The organism is Microcoleus sp. B4-C1 (assembly GCF_036705285.1).
In the GTDB taxonomy this organism is placed as follows: domain Bacteria; phylum Cyanobacteriota; class Cyanobacteriia; order Cyanobacteriales; family Microcoleaceae; genus Microcoleus.
The window spans coordinates 1-14308 of the sequence record NZ_JAUBUC010000030.1; the positions used below are offsets into that span (position 1 = coordinate 1).

Here is a 14308-nt window from a genome sequence, read left to right on the forward strand (position 1 = left end):
CCCGCCCGTCCTTTTTGGACGGGCGGGACGCCCATCCCACTTTCAAGAGTGGAAGTTATTTAATTCTCATTCCTTAGCAGAGAAATAGCAGCAGCGCGATGCAGTTTAAAACAGTGTAAATTTTCCGCCAGCGGTGCGATCGAGCATGATAAATTTCCGCTGCAATAGCCCACGAAAAAACCATCAAAAGCGTCCCATCGAGTCCGTAATAAAAATGAGAAACCAGCCATACATTATCACTGTGAAAAATCCCGTCTTGAAATCCCAAGAAAAAGCCTGCATCTAGTTTAAGGCGTTGCAGGCGACATTTGCTTTTTTCCTGGTTTTGCGATCGGCAGCGTTACTGTAAATGTACTGCCAACGCCTTCTTCACTGGTCAAAGTAATTTCGCCACCCTGCAAGTCCACGCATTTTTTAACAATGCTCAGCCCCAGTCCAGTACCGGGAATTCGACCGACATTTTTAGCCCGGTAAAATGAATCAAATAACTGTTCTTGGTCGGCGACAGGTATGCCAATTCCTGCATCCTGTATCGAAAAAATAGCCTCAGTTTCAGTAAGTTTGAATTCAAAAATTACTTCAGTATTTGGGGGAGAATACTTAATAGCATTGGACAGCAAATTCCCCAGAATTCGCCGGAGCAAGCTTACCTCCAAACAGGCCATCGCGGATTGATGGTGATTGACAAAAATCAGCGTCACCCGATCATTTTCAGGTTTCAAATTCAGGCTGCTCTGAAATTCCTCTACCAACTCATTACACAACTTTGCTAAGTCTATCGGTAGCAAGGAAAAGCCTGTTTTTCCCGACTCAACACGCCCCAGCAGCAGAACATCATCTAATAACAAATCTATACCTTTGGCGGCTGCTTGAGTTTTGTCTAGAAGTTCTTGTGTTTTCTCCTCTGTTAATGTCAACTTGTACTTGCTAAGAAGTTGTGTAGTGCCGATGATGAAATTCAAAGGATTGCGAACGTCGTGGGCAATCATGTACAGCAAAGATGTTTTCATCTCGTTGAGTTCTTGGGCTGTCTGCAGAGTGCGATCGAGTTGGTCGTGAGACAATTTGAGAGTTAAAGACAACTGGCGCGATCGCAGCAAAATTTCCACCCGCGCTTGCAACTCTATCTTCTCGATCGGAGCGATAATCAAATCGTCAATACTTTGCCAAATAAATTGCGTTGCCATCCCTACATCCGAGCGGGATGTAATCAAAAGAAAAGGCAAGCATACCGGGTGTTCTGCCTGTTTTTGGGCGGCAACCCATTGCCAGTGGCGTTTCAGGGAAATACCGTCAATTATCGCCAGGTCAAAAGATTGATTAAATGGTAAAAACTCCTCACTATTTTCTGTTGAGTGTGGCAGCAATACCTCATAATAAACTGCTAGCCATTCTAATAACAGGCGGCGATTTTCTTTCTGTTCGACAAGCAATAAAATTTGACTCACGCAGATTCTCCTAGCAAGCTGTGAACAATTCCCAGCAAATCTCTAACTATCAAAGGTTTTACCAACATATTCCGAGCACCGTGGCAGAGGCTTTCGTGCTGAATGGCAGCGCTTTGTTTGGGCGAGAGTATCAGAAAAGGGATTTGGTGATTTCGCAGTTGTTCGCAGCACTCCCAAATCCGGCGATCGAAACCAGAAATATCTACTAAAGCCATCCCGATCCTCGCAGGCTGACTGATAGCTTGTGCAACATCTTCAAAGTTATAAGCCGCGATCATCTGGTATCCTTCTTTGTTGAGAAACTGTGCTAACAGTTCCAAGTTGCGCTGATTGCGGTCTACGGCTAAAATTATTGAAGTGCCAGTCATTTATCAGCTTCCTGTGAATACGGGTTATAACCATTTTAGATTTTAGATTTTAGATTTTAGATTTTAGAATGGGGAGTGAGTGATTATATATGGGTTGGGAGGTGGCATAAAGTTGGATTCTTTTTTTATCTGGTATTAGCTTACTTTTCGGCGAGGGATTACATAGGTTTTCAGTTGAGTGAAGTACAGATGCTGGGGTACAGGACACGGCCGCGTACCCTGTACTCCTACTGTATTTCATAGAATTGAAAACTACACTACGATAAAAGTCGAAAAATACACAAATTTACCAATATATTTAAGTTTTCCAGGACTTAGGCTAGTGGTGAGGTGCGCGGTGCGCCCCCTACTCATTAGTAGATTCACGACTGCGAAATTAGCTGCACTTGCCCAGAAACAGCACGACCAATCCCGATTCAATCTTCATCCGCTTCCCCCTCAATCCACACCGGCGCCGAACTCAAAATGCCGCGCAGCCCCGCTATCGGTTTGCTGACTTTGATGCCGTAGCGAGTAATATCGAGTTCTCGCAGAGTTCTCTCGAAATTGCTGACTCGTTTTTTAATTACTCCGATCGCCTTGCGGATTTCTGTCCTATTATGCAATTGGCGTTCCAGATAGCGTATAAACAGAAGATTATCCGCCAAATAGCTAATTCCGATCTCGGTCAGCCGAAAATCTCCGCTAATGGCTTCTACCTCATTAATCAAGATAACGGTGACTCCCATATTCTTCAGATACTTGCACAAAGCGTGCAAATTGTTCACCAAATCTTGCCCCTGCATCGAAAGCTGATAGCCAGAAATACTGTCAAGCATCACAATCCGCGTCTTTTCCTGCTCCACCTCCTGGCGAACCATACAGGCAAACTGATCCGGCGAGTACAGCAAAGGTTCCACGGGTATCACGGAAAGACTTCCTTGCCCCATCATCGCCCCAACCGGGATGTTAACTGATTCGCAGCGCTGCAACAGAGTAGAAGTTGACTCCTCAAAAATGTAAACTACCGATCGCTCCCCCCTTCCTGCGGCTTCCTTCATAAACTGAATCCCCACCGTCGTTTTACCCACGCCGCTAGGCCCGCTAATCACCGTCACAGTCCCCCGTTCCAGTCCCCCGTGCAGCAGTTCGTCCATTTCTGGAACCCCCGAAGAAATCGCTTCAGCAACAAAATCCTGTTGAAAGTTGTCCGGAAGCAGTCGCGGAAATACCTCCATACCAGCCTGACTCAGGCGGAGCGAATGGCGGCCGGTGCGGAAGTTAGAGCCTCGCAGCTTGGTGACAGACAGGGTGCGTCCTTCTGGGCGCAGTTCCAAGTAAATTACTCCGTCGCTGATGAATTGCAAATCGTCATCGGGAGCACTTGATGTACCTTCTGAGGTAAACACCACCGTCGCCCCCCCTTCCACCAAAAACCGCAGAAAAGACAGAACTTGCTTGCGGAATTGGAACTCATCCGCAGCTAAGTAGCGAAATTGAGTGATTGCGTCCAAAAACACCCGTTGTGGCTTGACAGCTTCGACTCGCTCGATAATCTTTTGTGTAGTCGGTTCTCGCTCAACCTCGGAGGGGGAGAAAATGTCATAAGTTTGAACTTGGGTAAAAAATTCTGACGATGGGCTCAAATCGAGGAACGCCATCGCTTCCATATCAAAACCGAGACTTGTGGCATTGGCCCGCAATTGCGCTTCCGGTTCTCCTAAAGTAATAAACAGGGGCGTTTCTCCCAGAGCCACACCTGCTGCCAAAAAGTGAAAGCCCAGTGTAGTCTTGCCAGTACCCGGGCCGCCGCGCACCAGATAAGAGCGTTGAGGAATTAGGCCACCGCCAATCACTTCGTTGAGACCGGTAATTCCCAGAGAAATTCGGTTTTGAGACATTTGTTTCTTCATGTTTTGAATATCGGGCCCGTATTAATATTTAATGGTTTTAGGCAGTGTTTTGATAATTTTTTTTACCGGGCGTCTGATAACCTTCATGAAATCTTTTTCTACCGAAAATTACGTAAGCATACAAGAATTAGAAATTATTGTCGGGGCTGCTAGCATCTGTCGCTGGCAAGATACAGAGCCATTTTGGCAAGAACGGGTAGAAAAAGCAGTTGCCCCCGACACGAAAATAGATTGTACTGTTTACCCCAATACTCAGGAAGAACTGGCGGCTGTCATTGCTTGGGCACAGCAACATCGCTGTGCAGTCTTGCCTTGTGGCAGTGGCAGCAAACTTGATTGGGGCGGTTTAGTTAAATTAGACTCCGATCCCCCCCAGCCCAGGGCGGGCACGGGGGCACCGCCCCTACAAAGGGGGGAGAATTCACTCAAAGTCCCCCTTCTTAAGGGGGATTTAGGGGGATCTCCGGGTTTGAAAACACGCCCAAATCCTCCTGATGCAGCGGCGCTTGTGGCTGTCAGCACTTCGCGCCTCAATCGGCTTGTAGAACACGCTGTGGGCGATTTAACGGTGACTGCGGAAGCGGGGATGAAGTTTGCGGATTTGCAACAAATTTTAGCTGCAGCAGGTCAGTTTTTGCCGATCGATCCAGCATATCCGCAACAGGCAACTTTGGGCGGCATTGTCGCTACTGCTGATGCGGGTTCCTTGCGGCATCGCTATCGGGGGGTGCGCGATTTGCTGTTGGGAATTACCTTTGTGCGATCGGACGGTAAAATTGCGGTAGCCGGAGGTCGAGTTGTTAAAAATGTCGCCGGCTACGACTTGATGAAATTGTTTACTGGTGCTTACGGTACCTTGGGCGTCATTTCTCAAGTAACTTTCCGAGTGTATCCCCTGCCTGAATCATCGGGAACCGTAGTGCTGACAGGGGAAATTAATGCTTTGTCCCAAACGGCTCAAATCTTATTATCCTCTGCTTTGACACCAAGTGCGATCGATTTGCTGTCACCTGAATTAGTCGCCAAATTAGGCTTAGGAAAGGGCACAGGATTAATCGTCAGATTTCAAAGTATCGCAGAAAGTGTTAAACAACAATCAGCCCGCTTGCTGGAAGTTGCCGAAAAGTTGGGTTTGCAAGGCACTAGCTGCCGCGAAAATGATGAGCATAAGTTATGGCAAAGATTGCCAGAAACAATGTGGGATTCTGGCACAAAGTCGGCAATTATTTGCAAAATAGGAATCAGACCGTCGGAAGCTGTAACAGCCATTAACACATTGCCAGTACAGGACGCTTGGATTCATGCAGGCAGCGGTTTGGGGGTTTTGCGGTTTGAGACTACAACTGCAGACAGGTTGTTGCAGGTACGCAGAGGGTGCGAAGCTAAAGGCGGTTTTCTGACTGTTTTAGCAGCGCCGACCGACATCAAGCAAGAGTTAGATGTTTGGGGCTATACTGGAAGTGCGATCGATTTAATGCGCCGGATAAAACAGCAGTTTGACCCGGAAAATCTTTTGAGTCCCCATCGTTTTATCAGCGGTATTTAGTTTAAAGTTTGTAGTCAGGACTTCAGTTTCATTGGTGTCAACTTAGGAATGAGAATTAAATAACTTGCATTTTTTGTAGGTTGGGTTGAGGAACGAAACCCAACCCCACGCTTGATTGTTGGGTTTCGTGCCTCAACCCAACCTACGGAAGTTATTTAATCCACGATCCTTAACGTCTTATGTAGTACCGATCTACTGTTTGACGATTAGACTCTAGATCCCCCCTAGCCGCCCTTAAGAAGGGGGGACAGGAAATGCTCAAAGTCAACCCCTACTCCCCTTATTAAGGGGGATTTAGACTCAGCTAAAAGCAAGAATTATCAAGGGTTTTAGGCGATAGTCACTAGGAACCAAAACAATTAGGTAATATATATATGCAAACTTCAGAAAAATCTCAACTTCCCAGCGACAATTTAAGACCTGCCAAAGAAAGCAATTTTCTAGCACAAAATCCCCACTTACAAACCCTCGAAATCCCAGGTTTCGACGCGAACAATCCGCCTGATCCGAAATTAATCGATACTTGCGTACACTGCGGCTTTTGTTTGTCAACTTGTCCGAGTTATCGCGTACTCGGCAAAGAAATGGATTCCCCCAGAGGCCGCATTTATTTAATGGATGCAATTAACGAAGGCGACGCACCTTTAAACGAAGCAACCTCACAGCATTTCGATACTTGTTTGGGCTGTTTGGCCTGCGTTACAACTTGCCCTTCTGGAGTACAATACGACAAATTAATTTCCGCAACTCGCCACCAAGTTACTAGAAATCAGGAACGCACTTTTTCCGACAATGTAATTCGCACTCTGATTTTTAATCTCTTCCCTTATCCTCACAGATTGCGGCCTTTGCTTGTACCGCTGTTTATTTATCAAAAATTAGGACTGCCAAAACTTGTCCGCAAAACAGGTTTGCTGAAAAAAGTATTTCCTCGCTTGGCGGCGATGGAATCAATTTTGCCGAAAGTTTCTGTCGATTCTTTCCGGGATAATTTACCAGAGGTAATTCCGGCACAAGGGGAGAAACGCTATCGAGTCGGCGTGATTTTAGGCTGCGTGCAGCGGCTGTTATTTTCGCCAGTTAATGAAGCGACGGTGCGAGTTTTAACGGCTAACGGTTGCGAGGTTGTGGTTCCTAAAAGTCAGGGATGCTGTGCTGCTTTGCCGGAACATCAAGGCCAAGCAGAACAGGCTAAAGCCTTGGCGAGACAAATGATTGATAGCTTTGAAAATACTGGTGTTGATTTTGTGATTATCAACGCTGCTGGGTGCGGCCATACTTTGAAAGAATACGGTCACATTTTAGCAGATGACCTGCAATATCGGGAGAAAGCTGAGAAATTTGCTGCTAATGTTAAGGACGTGCAAGAGTTTTTGGCAAGTGCAGGAATTACGGCAAAACTCAATCCTTTGATTGAGGGAGATTTGACAATTGTTTATCAGGATGCTTGTCATTTGTTGCACGGGCAAAAGATTAGTTTGCAGCCACGTCAGTTGCTGCAACAAATTCCGGGTGTGAAGTTAAAAGAACCTGTGGATGCGGCTTTGTGCTGCGGGAGTGCGGGGGTTTACAATATGCTTCAGCCGGAGATTGCTGATGAATTGGGTGTGCAAAAGGTGGAGAATTTGCTGAATACTGGGGCGGAGTTGATTGCTTCTTCTAATCCGGGTTGTTCTTTGCAAATTAAGAAGCATTTGGAGTTGCAGGGAAAAACAGTTACTTTAATGCACCCAATTGAGCTTTTGGATTATTCGATTCGCGGGGTGAAGTTGCTGAGGAAGTAGTTTTGTAGGGCGGGTGGTGTCTGCCCTATTTTCGATGCTGAGTGAGATTTTTTTTTGATGAACCGCTGTATTGAGAAAGATCGCACTTTGGGCTGCTGTTCTAGCGGAAAGACTGCGATCGATGGGTATTGACGCGGAATAATTGTAGACTTGATTGGGGCAAAGGGCGATCGCACTTTTAAATTTTAGCAAAAGTGCGATCGGCATAATGACTAATGACTAATGACTATTTCCCGTCTTCTAACCTCAAAAAATGCACCTGTCCCGAAGCTTCCGCCACTAAGATTGTCACTCCATCCGGTGCAATAGCGCAAGCCTTCAAAGCACTATCTCCGCTGAAACTAGCAATTACTTCTCGACTTAACAAATCCCAAACTTTGAGAGTATTATCGTCCGAAACAGAAATTGCCTTTGTTCCCATAGTCGCCACCGATGTTACCGCATCAGCATGACCGGCCAAAGTAAAAACTTCTTTTCTACTTGACAAATCCCAAACTTTCAAATTCTGTTCCCGCCCTCCTGAAATCGCCCATTTGCCATCCGCCGTAACTGCCACAGCATTCACAAAACTCTCATGACCTTTGAGAGTGAAAAGTAGATTTTTGACGGCTAAATTCCAGAAATTTGCCAAAATATTCTTTTCTTTACCCAAACTCCAAATTTTCAGAGTTTGGTCGCCGGAAGCCGAAATAACCCGCTTGCTGTCGGGAGTAACTGCCACAGCTTTTATCCCGTCCTCATGACCTAAAAAAGTAAAAACTTCCTCTCCTGTTTCTAGATTCCAAACTTTAATAGTTTTGTCTCCAGAACCGGAAATCGCCATCGTTCCGTCTGGCGTCACTGCCACAGAATTTACCCAGTCTGTGTGACCCGTGAAAGTAAAGATTTCTTTTCCGGTTTCTATATCCCAAACTTTCACAGTTTTGTCGCCGGAACCCGAAACTACTCGCTTGCTATCCGGTGTGATTGCGATCGCTTTTACCCAATCTTTATGACCGGGAATAGTACAAATTTCTTGTCCATTTTTGAGATTCCAGACTTTAATTCTGTTGTCTCCTGAACCGGAAATCGCTTTCGTACCATCCGCCGTCACTGCTACGGCATTTACCCAGTCATCGTGACCTGCAAATGATAAATTTTCTTTGCCTGTTTCTAAGTGCCAAACTTTGAGAGTTTTGTCAGAGGAACCAGAAACTATCCTCTTGCCGTCCGGGGTAACGGCCACAGCATTCACTGGGGCTATGTGATTGGTAAAAGTGAAAAGTTCTTCTTTTGTTTCGAGATTCCAAACTTTCAGCGTTTTGTCGCCGGCAGCCGAAATTACTCGTTTGCCGTCGGGACTGACTGCCACAGCTTGAACGAAACTGCTGTGTTTTCCTAAAGTGAAAAGTTGCTTTCTTTCTGACAAACTCCAGACTTGAACAGTTTCGTCGTAGCTGCCGGAAATTATTTTTTCGCCGTCGGGAGTAACGGCTACACTTTTTACCCAGTCTGTATGACCGGTGAGAGTAAAAAGTTCTTTTCCGGTTTCTATGTTCCAGACTTTCATGCTGTTGTCTCCCGACCCGGAAATCAACCGTTTGCTATCAGGACTTACTGCTACGGACTGGACAAAACTGCTGTGACCTTTGAAGTTAAAAATTACTTCCCTGCTTGTCAAATCCCAAACTTTAATACTGCCATCCCAAGAACCAGAAATTACTCGCTTGCCGTCGGGAGTAACTGCTACTGCTTCTACCGCAAAAGTATCGCCTGCAAAAGTAAATATTTCTTGTCCCGTTTCTAAATCCCAAATTTTAATGGTATTGTCCCAAGAACCGGAAATTACTTTAGTACCGTCGGGGGTTACAGCTACAGCATTGACGTAGGTAAGATGACCTTTGAGGGTGGAAAGTTCTTCTCCTGTTTCTAATTGCCAAATTTTAAGAGTGTGGTCGGAGGACGCAGAAATTGCCCGCTTGCCGTCGGGGGTGATTGCTACACCTTGTACCCAGTCTGTATGTCCGGTGAGGGTACGCAGCAATCTCCCGCCGGGAGGGGTAAAGCTGGGCGTTAGCGGTCGCAGCCAGGGGGTTGTTTGATGTTTTGCCTGTGCTAGCAGGGCTTGAATTTCTGGACTTTCAAAGCGCATCAAGCGGGCTATTAGTTGGGGGGCTAGTTGGCTTTTATCTGCGGCTAGAATGTGGGCTGACAGCCGAATTGCTTCTTGGATTAATTTGAGTTGATCGGCTTTTTGGTCTGAAATAATATCGGGACTTGTTGCTAAATCGTAATCTTCTATTAGCGCCTGTACTCCCGATGCTGACAGCTTGGCTTTAATAAAATTGTAATCTGTTAGTAAGCTGTATAATTTTTCGGAGTCTGAAGTCGCTGCTAGCTGACTGGGCAATATTCCCAGGTAGTTCGTCTGTTCTGCGGGCTGGATTTGATCCAGCCCTTGTTTAAACTCGGTCATAAATTTACGGATGTGTTCTTTAAATGTATACGATCGCTAGCTGCACCCTACCGAAAAGCCGATCGAGAATCTTTTCTCTTAGACTTAGCATGACATATTTGAATGCTATGTGCTATAGGCTTGCTGTCCTCGGTTTGGTGATGGTTCGATGAATTGCTTGTTTTTTAGTCGAAGTCTGCTTTGAGAATTTTCAAGCAGTGCGATTACAATAAATCGCGGCCAATATAATTCAACTCAGCAACGCCCAATTTACCGATTGAGCGACAAAAGCTGACATATATCTTTGTTTTTCTTAACATAGCGGCTCTTTGGGCAATGGTCGATCGATAAACACTCTCAAGCTAAAAATTTTCAGGTATCGCAATCCTATTGAAAGTGCGAAAAAGACTTTTTATAACGAAACATGATGGCGGATGCTCTAATTTTCTCTCAAGTCGGCCACATCAGGGAGGCAGATGTCCCCCTGGTTGGGTTTGCTACCAGGGCGGCATCTGCAATCTGTTTCACCTAAAGCTCTCAGAAAGCTTTGCAGGTGCGCCCCCTTCCTCTAAAATATAGAAAAGGACTTGCACTATTAAACCGGGTTTCTAGACAAAATCATTGGTTTGACCGCTAGGTACGTAGGAAGAAACCGGGTTTCTGACTCCATAGCGCGCAAGTCACGATCGCAAATAAAGCAGTATTGACTTTAGAGACAAATTTCATGGATGTTATCGAGTTTTTCGAGTTAAGTGCAGGTAAATGGTTTTCTCAGCGTACCGTACACAATCTCCATTCTGGGGAATTGCAGGCAGGTAAATCCGACCTCAAAATAGAAATACTGACAGCTAGCGATGCAGCAGTCGTTAAACTTTGCCAACAACACTCGATTAACCCGGCTTCAACTAAGCTAACTAGCGTTCGGATTAGTTGGGACGGTATTCCCGATCGCGACCAAGCTAAACAAATCGGTTCTACAATACTAGCGATCGTACCAAATCCCGACAATCCAAGCGAAGGCAAAGTGTTGCAAGACAAGGGTAATAGTCGCTACGTGATGGGCGACGACGTGCTGACATTGATTACAGAATCAGACACCCTCCATGCGGAAGAAAGGCTGTGGTATCTCATGCCCAATTTGCGGCTGCGGACTAGCGTTGTTAGGCAAGCTAACGGTACGGAACAAGCTTCTTTTTGTTCGGAAATTCGGATGGGAGTAAGTGCCCCAAGTGAAAAGTGAAAAATAACTATATAGTTCCCAAAGTTTACACTCTATTTCTGCTTTCTCCCTTCTTTCTTCGGCCTTCTCTGGCAATCGCTTTTAACTTGGTATGAAAATCAGTGTGTTTGACAACTGGGAATGATTTTGCCACAGGTTTGTCCGCTAATTTGTGCTCGGCTTCGGCTCGATCGGCGAGGGCAGTAACAGCCACATCTTCATATACTACAAATTCTGTATTTTCTTTGGTGCGATCGTCGGCAGCAGGTAATTTTCCTGTTTCCTGGGCCTCTGTGTTTGGGACTTCTGCTTGAAGCGCCACATCCAGTTGCGCCTCTGACGGCCCACGCAAATCTAACTCTGCGGCACTTACTTCCGGTTCCTGGTGCGATAAAAGTATATCTTCCGGTGACAGTTGAGCAGCACTTTCCCCGGTTAAATTTTGAGGAAAATTATTGCATACCAAGCGTTCAAACTCGCGATTGAAATGATAGAGAGGTTGACCTATCCGATGCCACATACTCAATAGCTGTCCCACAGAAACAGCCTTGTAGCGCCCTTGATAAAGCGCTTCAACCACTGCTAAACGCAGCCAATAGCCGGGATACTTGGTCAGCCATTCACCCGCCAATTTCTCGGCTTTTTTGCCACCTAGGTCAAAACCGTAGTGAACCAGCAGAGCCGCTGCTTGTGCAGATATTGCGGTCACTTCTGTCATGTGTTGTCTGTTGACTGTTGACTGTTGACTGTTTTCTGTGGACTGTTTTCTGTTGACGGTTGGTTCAAAATTCCCAATGACCAATTCCCAATGACCAATTCCCAATCACTAATTACCAATTACCAAGTGAATTAATCAGATAAACGCACTCCTCCTTCTACAGTTCGCGCGTCCCCGGAAAAAGGTTGGGGAGTCCCATTCCAGTTGAAGTCGCTAATTCTAAAAGTCAGGCTGCCGACTTGACGCTCAGGATTAAAACGCAAAATGATTGCGTAGCTGCGGCGGCTGTATTCTAGAGTGTAATTGGTACTGATTGTTTCCCCGCTTTCTAAATTAATAGCACTTTGAAATCCAACTCGAAAGCCTCCGTAAACTTGCTGGACAAGTCCAAAAGACAGGACTCTCAAATCTACTAAGCGATCGAATAAAAACGGCGAGATACCGTCGCGCCCCACCTGGGTATAAGTCACGTTAAACCCAGTGTAGTCGAGGAAAGGGCGGGAGAAATGACCGAACTGCCCTTGAATGCCGACGCTGCCGGCGAGGGAATTTTGTCGATCGCCACTGCTGTAATAAGTACCAACTCCCCGGAGTCCCAAGGCCAGTTGCAAGAAAGGAACCACCGGCGTCCGCGTATACCTCAAACCCTGGGTGGGAGTGCGGGGGAGAGGTTCGCCCTCCCACAGGTTGAAGCCGCGGCTCAAGGCAAAGCTGAGTTGGGAACGGCCCAGATCGATGCGGTTGTTTTCCCGCACTGGTTCGAGCAAGTCTGCTCGATCGGTGTCAGCATTGATAAATTGATACCCAGCTTGGTAGCTGAGATTGATGCCCGTGCCTCCGAGTGGGATGACTGGGGAAGTTAGGACTGCCCCCAGGCTGCTCTGCACGGTTTGATAGCCCAGAGAACCGTTAAACAGCCGATCGCGATAACTGTATTCTGCAGCCAGAGTGTGAGTGCCGATCAACTGTCGCAGGCGCAAATTGCCCCGAAAGCTGTCTTCTGGCAAGTTCGGAAAATTTTCAAAACTCAGAAATATTGCCGAGCCGTCCAGCCTGGTACGCGGGCCCAGACTAGCGCCCAACCTCGCTTTCAGCCCGTAGCTGTCGGGAGAAAACGGATTGCCGCCGTTCTCTGCCACGATCCGCTGCAGGTAAATTTGGGGTGTCAGAGTCAGTCGCACCGGCCCGTTTTGCAACACCTCAAAACCGCACTCGGCATACAAACCGCCGCGTTCGCCTCCGTCGTAGCCAAAGGTCAAACACGGGCCGCTCTGCTGCCTGCTGTCAAACACTTGCCTGCGGGGATACACGGGTATTTTCACTCGGTTGTCGAACACCAAGCGGGGTTTCGTTGTGACTAATTCCTCTGCCGTGGGCGAAATCCTTCTAATCGTCGCCGTCCGGGCCCTGTATTCAAATTCCGGGGGGGAAAACGGGTCGTTAGTAAGCCGAATGTTGGTTGCTACCCTCGCGCCGTCTGGCAGCAGTTCGATGCGTTCTGCTTCAAAGCGGATGCGGTTGACGGCGCCGACCACTTGGGGGGCTGCTAGCTGTCCACCCCCACCGAGAGTCACTGTAGCAGCGCCGGGGGATCTGACTCCGCGCAGGGGCTGCTGGCTGGTAATTCGATCGCTCAGCGGCTGTTCGAGAATCGTCCCGGCACTGATATCTGTCGGCAGTGTGGGAGTCAATTCGCTACCTGCTGCGGGCAGGAATATTTCGCCTCTTGCTTGTTCGACTGCGCCGCTGTTGAGGCCGAGATTGAACTCCATCCGCTGGCCGCGCACTACTTGTTGCCCGCGGGTATAGGCGACATTGCCGGATGCTACCACTTGGCGGGTGACTAAGTTGACGATCGCTCGATCGGCATCAATCACAGTTTGCCGGAACCGCACAACGACATTACCAACCGCCGTCACAATTTGCTGCTGGTCGTCGAATTCTTGACTGTCAGCCTTAACTTCAATAATATCGGCCGGAGTCACCGGAAAAGGCACCGTTCGCTGAGAAGGGGCGGTGCGGACTCCCGGCGCGGCTGGTTTAGGTTTCGGTGTCGGCGCAGGGGGTGTTCTGGGTGTGGGGATGGTTCCTGGTGTGGGAATGTCGAACTGCTGTTGCCCGCTAGGTGCTGGTTCTAGCGCTGGTTCTGGAACGGGAATCTCTGCCGGTTCGGGAGAGTTATCCTCTAACTGCCGACCTTGGGCCTGATACCAACTTTCCTGCTTTCCGGCAAGATTTCTCTCCTGTTTTCTCTGCGCCTCTGCGGTTCGTTCCCGATTGCGAATGGCAATGGCATTTTCTACCGAACCCAATTGGTAAGCTGTAAACGAGGAATCTTTCGGAGTTTCCGCAGTTTCGGGTTCTTCCACAGGGGCCTGACGCTGAAATCCCACCACTGCGTGGCCACTTTCGACTTCCGCTAGGGGGTCGGCGATTTCTGGAGGCCCATCGGTGGCTGCGGTGGTGCCGAGGAGTGTGGCTGCGGGTTCTGCTGGGGCTGGTGTGGGTTCTGGCTGAACGATATCTGGGCTTGGTTCCGGTATTTCTGCGGGGTTGCTGCGGGTGTCTCCATCGCCGGCCGCGACAGTGAGGGCGACTTTTTTTGGCTTTGCGATGTAGATGATGCCAGGGGGTTCTGGCGGCGGTACCGGATAGGGCATAGTTACTACAGGTAAGTCATCCGATTTTAGATTTTAGATTTTAGATTTTAGATTTTATAGGGTGCAATTTATTGAAAATTTTGCATCTAAAAGGTAACTGTTTAGAGATTAATCTGACATCTAAAATTTGCAGTGGCTTGGGCGCGCCGGAATAGGGCTGCTTTCAGAACTTGCTTCCGCCACAAGATAACCTCGCTGGCGGTGCGAGGTCAATCGATTTTAGATTTTAGATTTTAGAT

Annotated in this window: 10 protein-coding genes; 3 read left to right on the forward strand and 7 right to left on the reverse strand. The window is 47.6% G+C overall.

Annotation, left to right across the window (positions count from 1 at the left end; genetic code table 11):
- Nucleotides 1-73: 73 nt before the first annotated feature.
- From QUB26_RS14075 to QUB26_RS14090, 4 genes are all read right to left on the reverse strand, one after another.
- Complete coding sequence (locus tag QUB26_RS14075; RefSeq protein WP_333245387.1) at nucleotides 74-268, reverse strand: DUF4079 family protein; 195 nt, start codon at nucleotides 266-268, stop codon at nucleotides 74-76.
- 19 nt (nucleotides 269-287) lie between these two features.
- Entirely contained in the window at nucleotides 288-1448 is a 1161-nt protein-coding gene (locus QUB26_RS14080) for an ATP-binding protein (protein ID WP_333244158.1), read from the reverse strand.
- Nucleotides 1445-1816 carry a response regulator gene (locus tag QUB26_RS14085; RefSeq protein WP_333145572.1) on the reverse strand — a complete coding sequence of 124 codons (372 nt, stop codon included), beginning with the start codon at nucleotides 1814-1816 and terminating at the stop codon, nucleotides 1445-1447. The genes QUB26_RS14080 and QUB26_RS14085 overlap by 4 nt, the downstream gene beginning before the upstream one ends.
- Nucleotides 1817-2232: 416 nt before the next feature.
- Entirely contained in the window at nucleotides 2233-3696 is a 1464-nt protein-coding gene (locus QUB26_RS14090) for an ATPase domain-containing protein (protein ID WP_333318486.1), read from the reverse strand.
- A gap of 97 nt (nucleotides 3697-3793) precedes the next feature.
- On the opposite strand from QUB26_RS14090, the gene QUB26_RS14095 reads away from it, so the two are divergent.
- Together QUB26_RS14095 and QUB26_RS14100 are read left to right on the forward strand one after the other, a co-directional pair.
- Complete coding sequence (locus tag QUB26_RS14095; protein WP_333318488.1) at nucleotides 3794-5254, forward strand: FAD-binding oxidoreductase; 1461 nt, start codon at nucleotides 3794-3796, stop codon at nucleotides 5252-5254.
- A 374-nt stretch (nucleotides 5255-5628) separates the two neighbouring features.
- Nucleotides 5629-7038 (forward strand): (Fe-S)-binding protein, encoded by a 1410-nt coding sequence (locus tag QUB26_RS14100; protein ID WP_333318491.1) that lies wholly within the window; start codon nucleotides 5629-5631, stop codon nucleotides 7036-7038.
- 226 nt (nucleotides 7039-7264) lie between these two features.
- Here the strand turns inward: QUB26_RS14100 and QUB26_RS14105 are convergent, their stop codons facing one another.
- Nucleotides 7265-9493: a hypothetical protein gene (locus QUB26_RS14105; protein WP_333318493.1), complete on the reverse strand. Its 2229-nt coding sequence runs from the start codon at nucleotides 9491-9493 to the stop codon at nucleotides 7265-7267.
- Nucleotides 9494-10196: 703 nt separating this feature from the next.
- Between QUB26_RS14105 and QUB26_RS14110 the strand changes: the two genes are divergently transcribed.
- On the forward strand, nucleotides 10197-10712 hold the full coding sequence (locus QUB26_RS14110; RefSeq protein WP_333245371.1) for a phycobiliprotein lyase: 516 nt from the start codon (nucleotides 10197-10199) through the stop codon (nucleotides 10710-10712).
- 25 nt (nucleotides 10713-10737) lie between these two features.
- Here the strand turns inward: QUB26_RS14110 and QUB26_RS14115 are convergent, their stop codons facing one another.
- Both QUB26_RS14115 and QUB26_RS14120 read right to left on the reverse strand, forming a co-directional pair.
- A complete protein-coding gene (locus tag QUB26_RS14115; protein ID WP_333209691.1) occupies nucleotides 10738-11409 on the reverse strand; it encodes a hypothetical protein in 672 nt (223 codons plus the stop codon).
- Between the two features lie 131 nt (nucleotides 11410-11540).
- Nucleotides 11541-14069 carry a DUF3769 domain-containing protein gene (locus tag QUB26_RS14120; protein ID WP_333318496.1) on the reverse strand — a complete coding sequence of 843 codons (2529 nt, stop codon included), beginning with the start codon at nucleotides 14067-14069 and terminating at the stop codon, nucleotides 11541-11543.
- Nucleotides 14070-14308: the final 239 nt, after the last annotated feature.

Excerpts from the sequence above, each read along its gene's own strand:
- QUB26_RS14085 (WP_333145572.1), bottom strand. The coding sequence starts at position 1,816 with ATGACTGGCACTTCAATAATTTTAGCCGTAGACCGCAATCAGCGCAAC.
- QUB26_RS14090 (WP_333318486.1), bottom strand. The coding sequence starts at position 3,696 with ATGTCTCAAAACCGAATTTCTCTGGGAATTACCGGTCTCAACGAAGTG.
- QUB26_RS14095 (WP_333318488.1), top strand. The coding sequence starts at position 3,794 with ATGAAATCTTTTTCTACCGAAAATTACGTAAGCATACAAGAATTAGAA.
- QUB26_RS14100 (WP_333318491.1), top strand. The coding sequence starts at position 5,629 with ATGCAAACTTCAGAAAAATCTCAACTTCCCAGCGACAATTTAAGACCT.
- QUB26_RS14105 (WP_333318493.1), bottom strand. The coding sequence starts at position 9,493 with ATGACCGAGTTTAAACAAGGGCTGGATCAAATCCAGCCCGCAGAACAG.
- QUB26_RS14110 (WP_333245371.1), top strand. The coding sequence starts at position 10,197 with ATGGATGTTATCGAGTTTTTCGAGTTAAGTGCAGGTAAATGGTTTTCT.
- QUB26_RS14115 (WP_333209691.1), bottom strand. The coding sequence starts at position 11,409 with ATGACAGAAGTGACCGCAATATCTGCACAAGCAGCGGCTCTGCTGGTT.
- QUB26_RS14120 (WP_333318496.1), bottom strand. The coding sequence starts at position 14,069 with ATGCCCTATCCGGTACCGCCGCCAGAACCCCCTGGCATCATCTACATC.